Origin of the sequence: Mycolicibacterium novocastrense, from assembly GCF_001570485.1 — a bacterium.
GTDB classification, from domain to species: Bacteria; Actinomycetota; Actinomycetes; order Mycobacteriales; family Mycobacteriaceae; genus Mycobacterium; species Mycobacterium novocastrense.
In genome coordinates this window covers 481,062-497,365 of record NZ_BCTA01000036.1, presented here as the reverse complement: position 1 = coordinate 497,365, position 16,304 = coordinate 481,062, and the positions used below count along the sequence as shown (strand labels likewise).

Sequence of the window (16,304 nt, the reverse complement as noted above, 5' to 3'; positions counted from 1 at the left end):
TGCTGCCCGGAATTCGCGATAGAGAAACAGGATGGAGTTCTGGTCGGGCACCGCGTTCATGAAAACGTCAGAGATCCTCGGGCTCGCACGCGCCTTCGACGAGGCCGGCTACGACGGGATGGTGTGCTCGGACCACATGATCTATCCTCGCGAACTCAGTTCGCCGTATCCGGATTCGCCGACCGGAAAGCCGATGTGGGCACCGGAGACCGCCTGGCCGGACTGCTGGGTGCAGATCGGTGCGATGGCCGCGGTGACGACCCGGCTGCGGTTCTCCAACGCCGTCTACATCGCGCCGGCACGCCCGCTGTTGGAGGTGGCCAAGCAGGTCGCGACCGCGTCGGTGCTGTCCGACGGCCGGGTGTCGCTGGCCGCGGGCGTGGGCTGGATGCGCGAGGAATACGAGTTGATGGGGCAGGATTTCGCAACCCGCGGCAAGCGGCTCGACGAGATGATCCCCGCCCTGCGCGAACTGTGGCGCGGCGGTTGGGTGTCGTGGAGCGGCCAGTACTACCAGGTGCCGGAGATGATGATCGAACCCCATCCGGTGGCCCCGGTGCCGATCCTGTGCGGAGGGGAGTCCGACGCCGCGCTGCGCCGCGCGGCACGACTGTGTGACGGCTGGGTCGGCTACGCCTACCGGTGGGACGACGCCGTGGGCTACTGCCAGAAGTTGCGCGCGCTGCTGCGCGAGTACGGCCGCGAGAACGAACGCTTCGACATCATGCTGGCGCTGCTCGAGCCTCCGACGCCGGATCTGTACAAGCGGGCCGAAGACGCCGGCATCACCGCGGTGATGTGCAGTCCCTGGATGGGGATGGACCTCGAACCCGGCGGGGTGGAGCGGTACCGGGAGCCGATCGAGCGGTTCGCCGAGACCATCATCGCCAAGGTGCGGCCATGACGTTCAGCGAGGACGAGATTCGCGATCTGGTCGAGTGCCTCTACACGTCGATCGACCGCCGGGACTGGGCGACGGTGCAGACCCTGGTCTCACCCCGGCTGGTCGTCGAGGTCGCCGGCCCACCCGTCCTGGGGTGGCAGGAGTGGCAGGCGCACCTCGAAGAGTTCACCCGGGGGTTCTCCGACGGCCGGCATGCGATCGAAGAGATTCTGGTCGACGGTTCGCACGGCATCACGCGATTCACGTTCACCGGCACCCATGACGGTGAGTTCCGCGGCATCCCGGCGACGGGCACCAAGGTCGCGGTCGCCGGAATCCACATCGACCGGTTTCAGGGCGACACGCTGGTCGCGCACCGCGGCCAGCTCGACCTGCACGGGCTGCTGCAACAACTCGGCAGCCTCTAGCCGGGGAGGGCAGCCCGGCTGGGGGTGGCACGGGCTGCCCTCCGATTCCGGTGGCGGGACTGGTCAGTTGGGCGGCAGCAGCACCGAGTCGATGAGGTAGACGGTCGCGTTGGCCGTCTGTACACCGCCGCAGACCACCGAGGCGTCGTTGACCTTCAGATCGTTGCCGTGTCCGGTCACGGTGACGTCGGCGCCCTGAACGGTCTTGTGCGTGCCGACCACCTGGGCCGGGCCGGCCTGACCGGGCACCACGTGATAGGTCAGGATGCTCGTCAACAGCGGGGCATCGGTCTTGAGCGTCTCGATGGTGGCCGGGTCCAGCTTGGCGAACGCGTCATCGGTCGGCGCGAACACCGTGAACTGGCCTCCGTTGAGCGTGTCGACGAGGTTGACCTGCGGATTGAGTTGCCCCGAAACGGCTTTCGTCAACGTGGTCAGCAGCGGGTTGTTCGAGGCGGCGACCGCGACCGGGTCCTGGGCCATGCCCATCACCGAGCCCGGGCCCGCCGGCACCTGCTGCGCGTACGCGGTGCAACCCGGGCCCACCATCTCGGCATGCCCGGTGGCCGCTGTGCCCAGCATCAGGCCGGTGGCCGACAGTGCGGCCACGCCCGCGCTGACGATCTTCTTCCTGGTATTCATCACTCGCACTCCACTTCTGGACGGGACGGCAGGTGCCGCCGGAACTTGCTTGCAATGGCTATTCGGAGCCGGCCGGTTTCCAGATGGGTCGGATTTCAGCCGTAGGTGAAGGAGTACGCCTGCAGGCCTCGGCTCAGCTGAACCTCCAACGTCCCGCCGCGGACGGCGTCGTCACCGACGAGTTGTCGCAACCTCGGCGGGCCGTCGATCGGGATCCGGCGCGATTCACCGTCGCGCGTCACCGTCACCGTGCCGGTCCCGCCGACCACGAGATACACGTTGCGGGCGTGGTAGTCCAGCCGGATCGTCGAGTCCGGGCCCTCGGCGGTGGCGCCCTGGTAGTCGAGCTTCCAGCGCCCTCGAAGCCCGAATGTGTCCTCCGACAGGAGTTTTGAATCGGCGAAGGTGAAGGTGCCCTGGTCGTAGGTACCGCTCCCGCCGTAGTTGACCATCTTGCCGACACCGAGATAGGTCTCGGGAGTGAGCCCGCGCGGGGGTGTGGCGTCGATTTGTTCGGTCGGGGGTGGCAAGGCGGCCTCCGGATTGGCCTGCGAAAGCAGTTGGCGGATCAACTGTTCCGTCCTGGCGTAGTCACCTTCGCCGAATTTGATGTGGCGCACCGTGCCCTCGGCGTCGATCAGGTACTTGGCCGGCCAGTAGCGGTTGCGGTAGTTCGTCCAGGTCGAGTAGTTGGTGTCGAGCGCGATGGGATAGGTGATGCCCAGGTCTCGGGCACCGCTTGCGACGTTGTCCGGTACCCGTTCGAAGGCGTACTCCGGGGTGTGCACACCGATCACCTCCAGCCCGGCCTCCCGGTACGCGGTATACCAGTCGACGACGTGCGGGATCGCCCGCTGACAGTTGATGCACGAGTACGCCCAGAAGTCGACCAGAACCACCTTGCCGCGCAACGCTTTCAGATCGACCGGGCCGGCCCCGGGCGTGTTCTGCCAGGCGGTGATGCCCGTCAGGTCCGGCGCCGGCCCACAACTCTCGAGTTCGGGAGCGCCGTTGCTGCAGTTGGACAGCAGCCTGTTCTGGTCGTTGACCAGCCCGCCGAGGTTGAGTTGTTGCCGGATCTTTTCGTCACCGCCGACCCGCTCCTGCAGGGTGCTCGTGTAGTCCGGGATGGCACGCTGAAGCGCGGCCGGCAGGTTGAGCGCCAACGCGAGTGCCAGCAGAATCGTGACCACCCCGGCGGCGATGCGGATCTGGCGCTGGCGGTTTCGGAAGGCCGCGACCCGTTCCGCGACGCGACGGCCCGCGAGTGCGAAGAACAGCAGAGGCAGCGCGGCACCGACGGCGAAGGACAGGGTCAACGCCACGGTGGCGATGCCGATGCTGCCGGTGGCCCCCGCGATGATGATGGCGGCCAGCACCGGTCCCGCGCACGGCACGTACAGGACGCCGAGCGCCAAACCGAGACCGAACCCGCCTCGGCCGGAACCGAACTGCTTCTGCGGTAGTCGCGTGAACGGCTTTTCCAGCAGCGCCTCGAACTTGGGGAAGATCAGGCCGGCGCCGATGGCGGTGAGCGCGACCAGCGCGACCCAGCGGATCGCGTCCTGCGGCAGGGAAAGCAGCGACAGCACCGTCGAACCGAGCAGCGTCACGGTCGAGAAGCTGACCACCAGCCCGGCGATCACCAGGTAGGGCCGCAGCCGCTCGACGAGGGAAGGCCGTGTTGCGGTGGCGGTGGCTGCCCCGGGGGCCGCGGTTGCACCCGCCTCGAGGCGAGCGGTCTGCGTGCCGGAGAAGAAGATCACCGGCAGCACGGGCAGGATGCACGGCGAGATGCCGGTGATCAGCCCGCCGAGGAAGCCGATGAGAACGAGGGTGAACATTCGCGGTCCTTCAAGAGGCGAGCGGACGCGGAATCGCGCATGTGGAGTTCAAGCGATTCCGCGCCCGCTCGCGGTCGGTTGGCCTATGAGGCGGCCGGGGGCATCAGGACGGTGTCGATCATGTACACCGTCGCGTTGGCGGTCGACACCCCGCCACACACCAGGCCTGCGTCGTTGACCTTGAGACCGGCGCCCTCGCCGGTGACCGAGACGTTGGCGCCCTGGACGGTCTTGTGGTCGCCGGGGACCTGCGCCGGGCTGGCCTGCCCGGGCACCACGTGGTAGGTGAGGATGCTGGTCAGCAGCTCACTGTCGGTCTTGAGGGTCTCGATGGTGGCCGGATCGATCTTTCCGAACGCCTCATCGGTCGGGGCGAAGACGGTGAACTCCCCGCCGTTGAGCGTGTCGACGAGGTTGACGTTCGGGTTGAGCTGTCCGGACAGCGCCTGCGTCAGCGTCGTGAGCATCGGGTTGTTCGACGCGGCGACAGTCACCGGGTCCTGCGCCATTCCGGCCACCGAGCCCGGACCCGAGGGCACTTGCTCGGCGTACGTCGCACAACCGGCGCCCACCAAATCGGCGGCCGGGTCCATGGACTGCTCCATCGGTGCGGGCGCGACGCTGGTCGGCGTCGACTCCACCGCGGCTGAGGGCGCCGCGGAGGTGGCGTCGTTCGAACACGCCGAGAGGGTCAGGATCGCGGCCGCGGCCACCCCCGCCGCGGATACGGACTTGCCGAAGTTGATCTTCATGCGCTGCTCCCTTGTCGTGGACGGGTTGGTGCCGTCCTCTGCTGTGACACCGGGAATTCGGACCGCGGCGGTGAGCGGATGGGTCCCGTCAGATTCGCGTCACAATTCGACGGCGGATGACGCCCTCCCTCGGCAGGGCTGACGAGTGGGCGCCGGCAGGCGGCACAATGGTTCGGTGAGTATTTCCGGCGGAGCCGAGCGCGGCGACGGGGCGTCAGGCCGGCGACGCGTTCTGATCCTCGGCAGCACCGGATCGATCGGGACGCAGGCGCTCGACGTCATCGCCGCCAACCCCGACCGCTTCGAGGTGGTCGGCCTGGCCGCCGGCGGCGCCAACCCGGACCTGCTGGCGCGGCAGCGTGCAACGACCGGTGTGACCAATATCGCGGTCGCCGACCAGGTGGCCGCCGCCCGCGTCGGAGACGTCACGTACGCAGGACCCGGCGCCGTCACCGCGCTCGTCGAGAACACCGATGCCGACGTCGTGCTCAACGCGCTCGTCGGCGCGCTGGGGCTGCAGCCGACGCTGGCCGCGCTCGGGACCGGTGCACGCCTGGCGCTGGCGAACAAGGAGTCGCTCGTCGCCGGTGGCCCCTTGGTGCTCAAGGCCGCCCGACCAGGTCAGATCGTGCCCGTGGACTCCGAACACTCGGCGATGGCGCAGTGCCTGCGCGCAGGTGGCCCCGACGAAGTGGCCAAGATCGTGCTGACCGCATCGGGCGGTCCCTTCCGCGGTTGGGACGCCGAGCGGCTGGAGTCAGTGACCCCCGAGCAGGCCGGCGCCCACCCGACCTGGTCGATGGGGCCGATGAACACGCTCAACTCGGCGTCGCTGGTCAACAAGGGGCTGGAGCTGATCGAGACGCACCTGCTGTTCGGCGTGCCCTACGACCGCATCGAGGTGGTGGTGCACCCGCAGTCGATCGTGCACTCGATGGTCACGTTCACCGACGGTTCGACGGTGGCGCAGGCCAGCCCGCCGGATATGAAGCTGCCGATCGCGCTGGCCCTCGGGTGGCCGCAGAGGGTTCCCGCGGCGGCGTTGGCCTGCGACTTCAGCACCGCCTCGACCTGGGATTTCGAGCCGCTCGACGATGAGGTCTTCCCCGCCGTGGCGCTGGCCCGTCACGCCGGGGAAGGGGGTGGCTGCCTGACGGCGGTCTACAACGCCGCCAACGAGGAGGCGGCCGCGGCGTTCCTCGACGGGCGTATCCGCTTCCCGGAGATCGTGCGCACCATCGACGACGTGCTGCGCGCTGCCGACCAGTGGGCCGCCGAACCAGCTACCGTGGATGACGTACTTGACGCCCAGCAGTGGGCGCGTGACCGTGCCGCGCGCGCGGTCGAGCGGAAGGTAATCAGCACCAGATGATGTGGCTCACCGGTGTCGTGCTGTTCGCACTGGCCATCTTGGTTTCGGTGGCGCTGCATGAATGCGGCCACATGTGGGTGGCGCGCGCCACCGGAATGAAGGTGCGCCGCTACTTCGTGGGCTTCGGTCCGACGCTGTGGGCGACGTGGCGGGCGAACAAACTCGGGGACCGCACCGAGTACGGCGTCAAGGCGGTCCCGCTGGGCGGATTCTGCGACATCGCGGGCATGACCTCGGTGGAGGAACTCGCGCCCGACGAGCAGGACCGCGCGATGTACAAGCAGAAGACGTGGAAGCGCGTCGCGGTGTTGGCCGCCGGGCCGGGGATGAACTTCGTCATCGGCCTGGTGCTGATCTACGGCATCGCCGTGGTGTGGGGCCTGCCCAACCTGCACGCGCCGACCACGGCGATCGTCGGTGAGACGTCGTGCGTGAAGGCCGAAGTCAGCAGGGGTCAGCTCGGTGACTGCCTGGCGCCCTCGCCGGCCGCGGCCGCGGGCATCCAAGCCGGGGACACGGTGGTCAAGATCGGCGATACGCCCGTGGCGAACTTCGACGAGTTGGTCACCGCCGTCCGCGCGCTCGACGGTCCGACCGAGTTCACCGTGCAGCGCGACGGCGATGAGTTCACCACCCTCGTCGACGTCGTCCCCGCCCAGCGCTGGGTCGCCAAGGGCGAGGTGGCCGAACCGGTTCCGGTGGGCACGGTCGGTATCACCGCGGCGCAGTTCGGGCCCACGCAGTACAACGCGCTGTCGGCGGCACCCGCGACGATCGCGTTCACCGGCGACCTGGCCGTGGAGATCGGTAAGTCGCTGGCCAAGCTGCCGACCAAGATGGGCGCGCTGGTGCGCTCCATCGGCGGTGAGGAGCGTGACCCCGAAACACCGATCAGCGTCGTCGGCGCCAGCATCATCGGCGGCGACGCCGTGGACCAGGGGCTGTGGGTGGCGTTCTGGTTCTTCTTGGCGCAGTTGAACTTCGTGCTCGGCGCGATCAACCTGGTACCGCTGCTGCCGTTCGACGGTGGCCACATCGCGATCGCGTTCTACGAGAAGATCCGCAACACGATCCGGTCGGCACGCGGCAAAGTGGCCGCGGCTCCGGTCAACTATCTGCGGCTGATGCCCGCCACGTACGTGATCCTCGTCGTGGTGGCCGGCTACATGCTGTTGACCGTGACCGCCGACTTCGTCAACCCCATCAGAATCTTCCAGTAAGCAGTAGGAGAGTAAATGGCCTCCGGCCAACAAATCGGACTGGGCATGCCGGCGCCCCCGGCGCCGGTTCTGGCGCCCCGACGAAATACCCGTCAATTGATGGTCGGCGATGTCGGCATCGGCAGCGACCACCCGATCGCGGTGCAGTCCATGTGCACCACCAAGACCCACGACGTCAACTCCACGTTGCAGCAGATCGCCGAACTGACCGCGTCGGGTTGCGACATCGTGCGGGTGGCGTGCCCGCGTCAGGAGGACGCCGACGCGCTCGCCGAGATCGCCCGGCACAGCCAGATTCCGGTGATCGCCGACATCCATTTCCAACCGAAGTACATCTTCGCCGCCATCGACGCCGGCTGCGCGGCCGTGCGCGTCAACCCCGGCAACATCAAGGAGTTCGACGGCCGGGTCGGCGAGGTCGCCAAGGCCGCGGGCGCGGCGGGCATCCCGATCCGCATCGGCGTCAACGCCGGATCGCTGGACAAGCGCTTCATGGAGAAGTACGGCAAGGCCACACCCGAGGCGCTGGTCGAGTCCGCGCTGTGGGAGGCGTCGCTGTTCGAGGAGCACGGCTTCGGCGACATCAAGATCAGCGTCAAGCACAACGACCCCGTCGTGATGGTGGCCGCCTACGAACAGCTGGCCGCGCAGTGCGACTACCCGCTGCATCTGGGCGTCACCGAGGCGGGCCCGGCGTTCCAGGGCACGATCAAGTCGGCGGTCGCGTTCGGCGCACTGCTGTCCAAGGGCATCGGCGACACCATCCGCGTCTCGCTGTCGGCGCCGCCCGCCGAAGAGGTCAAGGTGGGCAACCAGATCCTCGAATCGCTGAACCTGCGTCCGCGGTCGCTGGAGATCGTGTCGTGCCCGTCGTGTGGGCGCGCCCAGGTCGACGTCTACTCGTTGGCCAACGAGGTCACCGCCGGACTGGAGGGGATGGACGTTCCGCTGCGCGTCGCCGTGATGGGTTGTGTCGTCAACGGTCCCGGCGAGGCGCGCGAGGCCGACCTCGGGGTGGCGTCCGGCAACGGCAAGGGTCAGATCTTCGTCAAGGGCGAGGTCATCAAGACCGTCCCCGAGGCCCAGATCGTCGAGACGCTGATCGAAGAGGCAATGAGGTTGGCCTCAGAAATCAACACAGAGCGGGGAACAGATGCCAGCGGTTCGCCGGTCGTGACCGTAAGCTGAATGTGATCCCAAACACCGGGTAGACCGCCCGGTGTCGGCGAGAAAGAGATCCCATGTCGGCACCGCCGCTGTTTCGTCACGTTGACGAACGACGGGTCTCGGTGGTGCGTGACGTCGGCGCCGTGATGCGGGTGCTCGACGAGGATCCGATCGGCTCATGCATGGTCGCCTGCCGGGTGGCCGAATACGGTGTGGAACCTTCGGCGATCGGCGGGGAGCTGTGGACGCGGCGCAGACCCACCGAATCGCTGTGCTACGCCGGTGCGAACCTGATTCCGTTGCGCGGGGACATGATTGACCTTCATGCGTTCGCCGAGAAGGCGATGAGCACCGCGCGTCGCTGCTCCTCGCTGGTCGGGCGGGCCGAGTTGGTGCTGCCGATGTGGCGTCGCCTCGAGAACGCCTGGGGTGCCGCCCGCGATGTGCGTGAGCATCAGCCGCTTCTGGCGTTGAGCACACCGCCGTCGTGTGCGACCGATCCCGCCGTACGCCAGGTGCGTGCCGACGAACTCGACGCCTACCTCGTCGCCTCGATCGACATGTTCATCGGTGAGGTCGGCATCGACCCGCGGCTCGGCGACGGAGGCAGGGGATACCGCAGGCGGGTCGCCGGTCTGATCGCTGCGGGCCGGGCGTGGGCCCGCTTCGAGCGCGGCGAGGTGGTGTTCAAGGCCGAGGTCGGTTCGCAGTCGCCGACGGTCGGACAGATCCAGGGCGTGTGGGTGCACCCCGACTGGCGCGGGCATGGTCTGGGCGCCACGGGCACCGCCACGCTGGCCGACGCGGTGGTCCGGTCCGGGCGCACGGCGAGCCTGTACGTCAACGACTTCAACACCGTCGCGCGGGCCACCTATGAGCGCGTCGGCTTCCAACAGGTGGGAACGTTCGCGACCGTTCTGCTCGACTGACCGTTCCGGGCGCCCGACTCATTTACGCTCACGGCATGGCTGACGACGACCGGACAATCGCGCGCAGGGAGATCGCCGACACGATGGTTCGCGCGCTGGAACGGCGGCACGAACTGCTCGACGTCATCGTCGATTCCGAGGACTATGACGCCGCGATCGAGGCGATCGCGAGCATGCTCGGCGCATCGCACACGGCCGCCGAGGCGGTGCTGCGGCTGTCGTTCGATCGGCTGACCAAGGTGTCGCGGCGCCGGATCGCCGCCGAACTCGAGGACCTCAACAACCAGCTCAGCTTCACCATGGGTGAGCCGGCACGCAGCGCGGACAGCATGGCGCTGCGCCCGTTCCTCGCCGACGCCGATCGCGACATCTTCGCCGCACGCACCCAGGACGTGCGCGAGGCGGGCGACGGGTCGCGCGCCCCCGCGGGCGACCTCGACGACGAGATCCGCGCCGGCCTGCGACGCGTCGACGCGGAAGAGGCGGCTTGGCTGGTCGCGGTGCACGGCTCCGAGAAGATCGGGATGGTGTTCGGCGACCTGGTCTCCGGTGAGGTCAACGTGCGGATCTGGATCCACCCCGACCATCGCAAGCAGGGTTACGGCACCGCGGCGCTGCGCAAGTCGCGCTCGGAGATGGCCGCCTACTTCCCGGGAGTGCCGCTGGTGGTGCGGGCACCGGCCGCGGGCTGACATTCGGCGCCGGGCCGACCGCGGGCTGAGGCGCCAGGCGCGCCGACCGGCAGACGGCCGCGGGCGCGCCGACCGGCAGACGGCCCCAGGCGCCGATTCGCCCTTAAGGGGTTGATCTCACGCGCCAGGTGCGTGCAATCAACCCGTTAAGCCGCCCAATCGGAGAACCGACTCGCAAAAATCGGTGCGCCTACCGGGATTGCAGGTCTCGACTTCGTAACATCTGCCCCAATGGCATCTTCAGTAACACGCATCATGAGCTTGGCCGCGGTCGGAATCGTGGCCGCCGGCCTCAACAGCGCCTGTACGCCCAAGCCCGCCGGGCCCGAGACCGCCGCCGAGAAGTTCTTCGCGGCGCTCGCGACCGGGGACACCGCGGGCGCGGCCGAACTCAGCGATCGGCCCGCCGATGCGCGCGAAGACCTCAACGAGGCGTGGGCCGGGCTGCAAGCCACCCACGTGGACACGCAGATCCTGGGCTCCAAGTACGCGATGGACACCGGCAGCGTCACCTACCGCTACACATGGCATCTGCCCAAGGACCGGACCTGGACCTACGACGGACAGCTGAACATGGTCCGCGACGAAGGCCGCTGGATCGTGCGGTGGAGCGCCACCGGCCTGCACCCGCGCCTCGGCGAGAACCAGACCTTCGCGCTGCGCGCCGACGCGCCACCGCGGGCGTCGGTGATCGAACGCGGCGGTACCGAGGTGCTGGTGCCCGGATACCTGTACAGCTACTCGCTGGACGCCCGGGCGGCGGGCGGGTCGCTGATGCAGACCGCCCGGGCCGTCGTGGATGCCTTGCGGCCATTCGACAACACGCTCGACCCGCAGCGGCTCGCCGAGCAGGCCAGCTCATCCAAGCAGCCGCTGAACCTGATCACGCTACGTAAGTCCGACCACGACCCGGTGGCCGCCGCGATCGGTGCGCAACCCGGTGTGGTCATCACGCCGCTTGCCGAAATGCTGCCCACCGACGAGAAATTCGCGCCGGCGATCGTCGGCGAGGTCAAGCGGGCGGTCGCGGGTGAACTCGGCGGAAACGCGGGGTGGCGGGTGGTCACCGTCAACCAGAACGGCGTCGACGTCGACGTGCTCAACGAGGTGGCGGGTGATCCCGCGCCCTCGATCCGGATCAGCCTCGACCGTTCGGTGCAGAACGCCGCGCAGAACGCGGTCAACTTCACCGGCAAGAAGGCGATGATCGTCGTGATCAAACCGTCGACCGGTGAGATCCTGGCCGTCGCGCAGAACGCGGCCGCCGACACCGAAGGCCTCATCGCCACCACCGGCCTGTATCCACCCGGTTCGACGTTCAAGATGGTGACCGCCGGGGCGGCCATCGAGCGCGATATGGCCACTCCCAACACGATGCTTCCGTGCCCCGGCACGATGGACATCGGCCACCGCACGGTGCCCAACTACGGCGGCTTCGACCTCGGCACCGTGCCGATGTCGCGGGCGTTCGCCAGTTCCTGCAACACCACCTTCGCCGAGCTGGCCAGCCGGATGCCGCCGCGCGGGTTGACGATGGCCGCGGCCAAGTACGGCCTTGGCGCCGATTACGACATCCCCGGCCTGAGGACCGTGACCGGTTCCGTGCCCCCCACCGTCGACCTCGCCGAGCGCACCGAGGACGGCTTCGGTCAGGGCAAGGTGCTGGCCAGCCCGTTCGGTATGGCGCTGGCCGCGGCGACCGTCGCGGCCGGGAAAACCCCTGTCCCGCAACTGATTCAGGGTAAAGAAACGGAGATCGCCGAGGGCCCGGCGCCGATGGACCCGAAGATCGTCGAAGGGCTGCGGCCGATGATGCGGCTGGTGGTGACCAACGGCACCGCCGAGGATCTACAGGGTGCGGGCGACGTGCGCGGCAAGACCGGTGAGGCCGAGTTCGCGGGCGGATCGCACTCGTGGTTCGCCGGATACCGCGGCGACATGGCCTTCGCCGCGATGATCGTCGGGGGCGGGTCCTCGGAGTACGCGGTGCGGATGCTCAAGGGCATGCTCGACGGGCTGCCGCCGGACTACCTGGCCTGATCGGGCGTCGTCGCCGTACCGTGGAACGTGCGATGACCGAGATCAACCACGACGCCATGCGCGTCTCCGACGCCGACCGCAACGGCACGCTGCGACGACTGCACAACGCCGTCGCGCTGGGCCTGATCGACATCGAGGAGTTCGAGGAGCGCTCGGCGGCGGTGGCGCGGGCGCGCCTGCACTCGGACCTGGACGCGCTGGTGGGCGACCTGCCCGGCCCGGGTGCCATCGTCACCTCGGCCGCCGATCGCGTCGAGCTGCGTGGTGTGCTCGGCTCCCTCAAGCGGCACGGCGAATGGACGGTGCCGAGCCGGCTGGCCCTGCACCGGCGGATGGGTTCGGTGGACTTGGACCTGACCCGGGCGCGCTTTGCCGGGCCGATGGTCGTCATCGAGCTCGACCTCAAGTTCGGGGGGCTTGAACTGCGGCTGCCCGACGGGGCCAGCGCCTCCATCGACGACGTCGAGGTCAACGTGGGCAGCGCCCGCGATCACCGCAGGGACGCGCCGGCCGAAGGCAACCCGCACGTCATCCTGACCGGCAAGGTGGTCTGCGGCTCGGTGGACGTCCGCGGGCCGCGCCGGTCCTGGCGGCTCACCCCGTTCGACCGGCGCTGACCTCGTCTACCCTGTTGACATGCCCGTTCGTACCGCACTCCGCCCCGGCGTGGTCTCGCCGACGCTGCCGGTGCCCGCGTCGATTCCACGGCCGGAGTACGCCTGGAAGCAGACCGTCGACGAGGGCAGCGAGCCGTGGGTGCAGACGCCCGAGGTGATCGAGAAGATGCGCGTCGCGGGCCGCATCGCGGCGCGTGCGCTGGCCGAGGCGGGTAAAGCCGTCGCACCCGGCGTCACGACCGACGAGCTGGACCGCATCGCCCACGAGTACATGATCGATCACGGCGCCTACCCGTCGACCCTCGGCTACAAGGGTTTCCCGAAGTCCTGCTGCACCTCGCTCAACGAGATCATCTGCCACGGCATCCCGGACTCGACGGTCATCGAGGACGGCGACATCGTCAACATCGACGTGACCGCCTACATCGACGGTGTGCACGGAGACACCAACGCGACCTTCCTGGCGGGCGACGTCTCCGAGGAACACCGCCTGCTCGTGGAGCGCACGCACGAGGCGACCATGCGCGCGATCAAGGCCGTCAAACCCGGACGGCAGCTGTCGGTCGTCGGGCGGGTCATCGAGTCCTACGCGAACCGATTCGGCTACAACGTGGTTCGCGACTTCACCGGCCACGGCATCGGCACCACGTTCCACAACGGCCTGGTCGTCCTGCACTACGACCAGCCCGCGGTGGACACAGTCCTGGAGCCGGGTATGACGTTCACCATCGAGCCGATGATCAACCTCGGCGGCCTGGACTACGAGATCTGGGACGACGGTTGGACCGTCGCCACCACCGACAAGAGGTGGACCGCGCAGTTCGAGCACACGCTGGTGGTCACCGACGACGGCGCCGAGATCCTGACAGTCGCCGACTAGAACGCTCGACTGTGAATCCGACGACGCCCAGACACGCAGTCGCGTCGCCTGATTCACAACCGGCGGGCGGCGCCCTGCTGGTGGCAGGCACCACCTCGGACGCCGGCAAGTCGATGGTGGTGGCCGGCCTGTGTCGGCTGTTGGCGCGCAAGGGTATTCGCGTCGCACCGTTCAAGGCGCAGAACATGTCGAACAACTCCGCGGTCACCGTCGACGGCGGCGAGATCGGCCGGGCCCAGGCGATGCAGGCCCGCGCCGCCGGTCTGGCGCCGCACACCCGGTTCAACCCGATCCTGCTCAAACCCGGCAGCGACCGCACCTCACAGCTGGTGGTGCGCGGTCGGGTGGTCGACACCGTCAGCGCGCGCGACTACATCGACCACCGCGACCGCCTGGGCACGGTCGTCGCAGGCGAACTGGAGCAGCTGCGCGCCGAATTCGACGCCGTCATCTGCGAGGGTGCCGGCTCGCCCGCCGAAATCAACTTGCGGGCAACCGATCTGGCGAACATGGGGTTGGCGCGCGCCGCGGGGCTTCCGGTGATCGTGGTCGGCGACATCGACCGCGGCGGTGTGCTCGCACACCTCTACGGCACCGTCGCGGTGTTGGAACCCGAAGACCAGCGGTTGATCGCCGGTTTCGTGGTCAACAAGTTTCGCGGTGACCCGTCGCTGCTTGCGCCCGGCCTGGCGCAACTGCAGGAGTTGTCGGGGCGGCCGACCTACGGCGTCATCCCGTATGCCGAGGGCTTGTGGCTGGACACCGAGGACTCTGTCTCGGTGGTGGCCCGTCGCGTGGTCGGTGAACCGCAACCCCCGCGGGGTGAGCAGTGGTTGCGGGTTGCCGCGATCCGGTTGCCCCGCATCTCGAACTCGACCGATGTCGAAGCCCTCGCGTGCGAACCGGGTGTGCTGGTCCGCTGGGTCAGTGAACCCGCCGATCTCGTCGACGTGGACGTGGTCGTGATCCCCGGCAGCAAGGCCACCGTCGCCGACCTGGATTGGCTGCGCCGCAGCGGGCTTGCCGACGCGGTGAGCGCACACGCCACGCGCGGCCTGCCGGTGCTGGGGGTGTGCGGCGGCTTCCAGATGCTGTGCGCGCACATCGACGATTCGGTGGAGTCCGGTGCTGGCGTCGTGGCGGGCCTGGACCTGCTCGACGCCGACGTCGTCTTCGCAGCCGAAAAGACCGTGCGCCGTCACGAAGAAGCGTTGTCCGGCTATGAGATTCACCACGGTCAGATCGTCCGCTCGACGGAGGAACAGTGGCTCGGGGTCGGCCTGCGGCGCGAGGCGGTGTACGGCACCCACTGGCACGGTGTGCTCGACAACGACGACGTGCGGCGCTCCTGGCTGGTCGAGGTCGCAGCGGCCGCCGGCCGCAGTGGGTTCGTCGTGACCGACGATGTCGACGTCGGTGCTCGCCGCGATGCGCAACTGGATCTGATGGCCGACCTGCTGACCAGCCACCTCGACGTGGACGCGGTGCTGACCCTGCTCGAGGACGGCGCCCCGGCCCGGCCCGACATCGTGACGGGACTGCGGCGATGAACCGGCGACTCGCCGTGGCGGTGGTGCTCACCGCGCTGACATCGACCGGTTGCGCGCACGCGATCGAGGGCTCGCCGACCTGGCCCGGCGCCCGCCTGGACAGAGCGCTGCTCACCGCGGCCGACTTCCCGCAGGGGGTGCAGTTCGACCATGTCGTCCGCGAACCCGGCCGGGGTGGTGACGGGGCGGGCGCCCCTCCGGCCATGCTGTCCCGACCGGCGGGGTGCTCTGAGGGACTCACCCGGGTGATCGCCCAGTCCGGGGAGCGCGGTCCGGGCAGCGCGAAAGAGTACGTCGTCGGCTACGACGGCGCCCGCATTGTGATGACCGTGCTGACATGGCGTCTGGATCTGGACAAACTGGCGGCGACGGCCGAGCGGTGCTCGCGCTTCGAGACGTTCTTCGACGAGTCCTCGCCGGGCATCCCGATGACGACGACCAGGATGGATCCACCTCGCGCCGACGCGCTCGTCTACGAGCAGACCATGCAACTCGGCGGGGTCGACAGCAGCGTCTACTTCACCTTCGAGAACATCGGGACCATGGCGGTGTACGGCGTCGCGTTCCCGACTCCGAATCCGACGATTCCGGTCAAAGCCACGCTGCCCCAGACCTTTCTGGACATCGCGACCGAGCAGGCCGAGCGCGTCGCTGCGCTCTGAATCGCCCGTTCACTCCCGGCGAAACGACCGCGTCGGCCCGTGGACCGCTGTAGCGTGGCCCAATGCCATCCACCACGGTCGCCGTCGAGGGTTTCAGCGTGCCCGTCGACGTCTCCGGTCCCGACAAGGGATCGGTGGTGGTGGTGCTCGGGGCGGGTCATCAACCGGCCGCGGCCTATGACGCCGTGTGTCAGCGGCTGCACACCGCGTCGTTGCGGACCGTCGTCGTCCCGCCCGATCCTCGGCTGACCGCCAAGTCGGTCGTTGCCATCCTCGACGCTCTCGGCGTGAAATGGGCGCTGTTGGTGGGGGACCGCGTCGGAGGCGAGCTGGCGTGGGAACTGGCCGCCACCCGGCTCGACCGGTTCATCGGGTTGGTCGTCATCGACCGCGGCCATCCGCGCGTCGCCGACGCCGCGGGCGTGATCCGCGACGAGCACTGCCCGCCGGTGGAGATGAACACCACGGCTCTGGTCAGCACCCCCGCCGCGCGCGCGGTCGCCAAGGCCAGTCAGCGCTACGTGTACGGCGACTACCGGATGGTCGACCTGCTGGGCAGGCGCAACGCCGCGGAGTCCACGGCGCAGCTGGCCGCCGAGATCGTGATGCGCACCAGCACCTGGTGA

The 16,304-nt window shown here is 68.7% G+C and carries 16 protein-coding genes; 13 read left to right on the top strand and 3 right to left on the bottom strand.

Annotated elements, in window-relative coordinates; translation table 11 throughout:
* The first annotated feature begins 31 nt into the window (after positions 1-31).
* On the top strand, positions 32-904 hold the full coding sequence (locus tag RMCN_RS15510; RefSeq protein ID WP_067390633.1) for a TIGR03619 family F420-dependent LLM class oxidoreductase: 873 nt from the start codon (positions 32-34) through the stop codon (positions 902-904).
* The gene (locus RMCN_RS15505) at positions 901-1,311 is read left to right on the top strand and encodes an ester cyclase (RefSeq protein ID WP_067390630.1); all 411 of its coding nucleotides are present in this window, start codon (positions 901-903) and stop codon (positions 1,309-1,311) included. Before RMCN_RS15510 ends, RMCN_RS15505 begins: the two co-directional genes overlap by 4 nt.
* Before the next feature lie 63 nt (positions 1,312-1,374).
* Here the strand turns inward: RMCN_RS15505 and RMCN_RS15500 are convergent, their stop codons facing one another.
* The 3 genes from RMCN_RS15500 to RMCN_RS15490 all read right to left on the bottom strand — a co-directional run bounded on the left by RMCN_RS15500 (position 1,375) and on the right by RMCN_RS15490 (position 4,549).
* Positions 1,375-1,893 carry a fasciclin domain-containing protein gene (locus RMCN_RS15500; protein ID WP_234787682.1) on the bottom strand — a complete coding sequence of 173 codons (519 nt, stop codon included), beginning with the start codon at positions 1,891-1,893 and terminating at the stop codon, positions 1,375-1,377.
* A 155-nt stretch (positions 1,894-2,048) separates the two neighbouring features.
* On the bottom strand, positions 2,049-3,797 hold the full coding sequence (locus RMCN_RS15495; RefSeq protein WP_067390623.1) for a cytochrome c biogenesis protein DipZ: 1,749 nt from the start codon (positions 3,795-3,797) through the stop codon (positions 2,049-2,051).
* A gap of 83 nt (positions 3,798-3,880) precedes the next feature.
* On the bottom strand, positions 3,881-4,549 hold the full coding sequence (locus RMCN_RS15490; protein ID WP_067390619.1) for a fasciclin domain-containing protein: 669 nt from the start codon (positions 4,547-4,549) through the stop codon (positions 3,881-3,883).
* A 175-nt stretch (positions 4,550-4,724) separates the two neighbouring features.
* On the opposite strand from RMCN_RS15490, the gene dxr reads away from it, so the two are divergent.
* From dxr to RMCN_RS15435, 11 genes are all read left to right on the top strand, one after another.
* Positions 4,725-5,921, top strand: coding sequence for a 1-deoxy-D-xylulose-5-phosphate reductoisomerase (dxr, locus tag RMCN_RS15485; RefSeq protein ID WP_234787672.1), 1,197 nt, complete (start codon positions 4,725-4,727; stop codon positions 5,919-5,921).
* Positions 5,918-7,141 carry a M50 family metallopeptidase gene (locus RMCN_RS15480; RefSeq protein WP_064351016.1) on the top strand — a complete coding sequence of 408 codons (1,224 nt, stop codon included), beginning with the start codon at positions 5,918-5,920 and terminating at the stop codon, positions 7,139-7,141. Before dxr ends, RMCN_RS15480 begins: the two co-directional genes overlap by 4 nt.
* A 15-nt stretch (positions 7,142-7,156) precedes the next feature.
* On the top strand, positions 7,157-8,329 hold the full coding sequence (gene ispG, locus RMCN_RS15475) for a flavodoxin-dependent (E)-4-hydroxy-3-methylbut-2-enyl-diphosphate synthase (protein WP_067390616.1): 1,173 nt from the start codon (positions 7,157-7,159) through the stop codon (positions 8,327-8,329).
* A 53-nt stretch (positions 8,330-8,382) separates the two neighbouring features.
* A complete protein-coding gene (locus RMCN_RS15470) occupies positions 8,383-9,237 on the top strand; it encodes a GNAT family N-acetyltransferase (RefSeq protein ID WP_067390613.1) in 855 nt (284 codons plus the stop codon).
* A 35-nt stretch (positions 9,238-9,272) separates the two neighbouring features.
* Positions 9,273-9,929 carry a GNAT family N-acetyltransferase gene (locus RMCN_RS15465; protein WP_064414941.1) on the top strand — a complete coding sequence of 219 codons (657 nt, stop codon included), beginning with the start codon at positions 9,273-9,275 and terminating at the stop codon, positions 9,927-9,929.
* A gap of 231 nt (positions 9,930-10,160) precedes the next feature.
* Positions 10,161-11,969 carry a penicillin-binding transpeptidase domain-containing protein gene (locus tag RMCN_RS15460; protein ID WP_067390610.1) on the top strand — a complete coding sequence of 603 codons (1,809 nt, stop codon included), beginning with the start codon at positions 10,161-10,163 and terminating at the stop codon, positions 11,967-11,969.
* A gap of 32 nt (positions 11,970-12,001) precedes the next feature.
* Positions 12,002-12,586, top strand: coding sequence for a DUF1707 SHOCT-like domain-containing protein (locus RMCN_RS15455; RefSeq protein ID WP_067390607.1), 585 nt, complete (start codon positions 12,002-12,004; stop codon positions 12,584-12,586).
* Between the two features lie 19 nt (positions 12,587-12,605).
* Positions 12,606-13,466, top strand: a complete 861-nt coding sequence (gene map / locus RMCN_RS15450; protein ID WP_064414944.1) for a type I methionyl aminopeptidase — start codon at positions 12,606-12,608, stop codon at positions 13,464-13,466.
* An 11-nt stretch (positions 13,467-13,477) separates the two neighbouring features.
* Positions 13,478-15,016 (top strand): cobyric acid synthase, encoded by a 1,539-nt coding sequence (locus tag RMCN_RS15445; protein ID WP_263987558.1) that lies wholly within the window; start codon positions 13,478-13,480, stop codon positions 15,014-15,016.
* Complete coding sequence (locus RMCN_RS15440; RefSeq protein ID WP_067390604.1) at positions 15,013-15,678, top strand: hypothetical protein; 666 nt, start codon at positions 15,013-15,015, stop codon at positions 15,676-15,678. Before RMCN_RS15445 ends, RMCN_RS15440 begins: the two co-directional genes overlap by 4 nt.
* Positions 15,679-15,740: 62 nt before the next feature.
* On the top strand, positions 15,741-16,304 hold the full coding sequence (locus RMCN_RS15435) for an alpha/beta fold hydrolase (protein ID WP_064351009.1): 564 nt from the start codon (positions 15,741-15,743) through the stop codon (positions 16,302-16,304).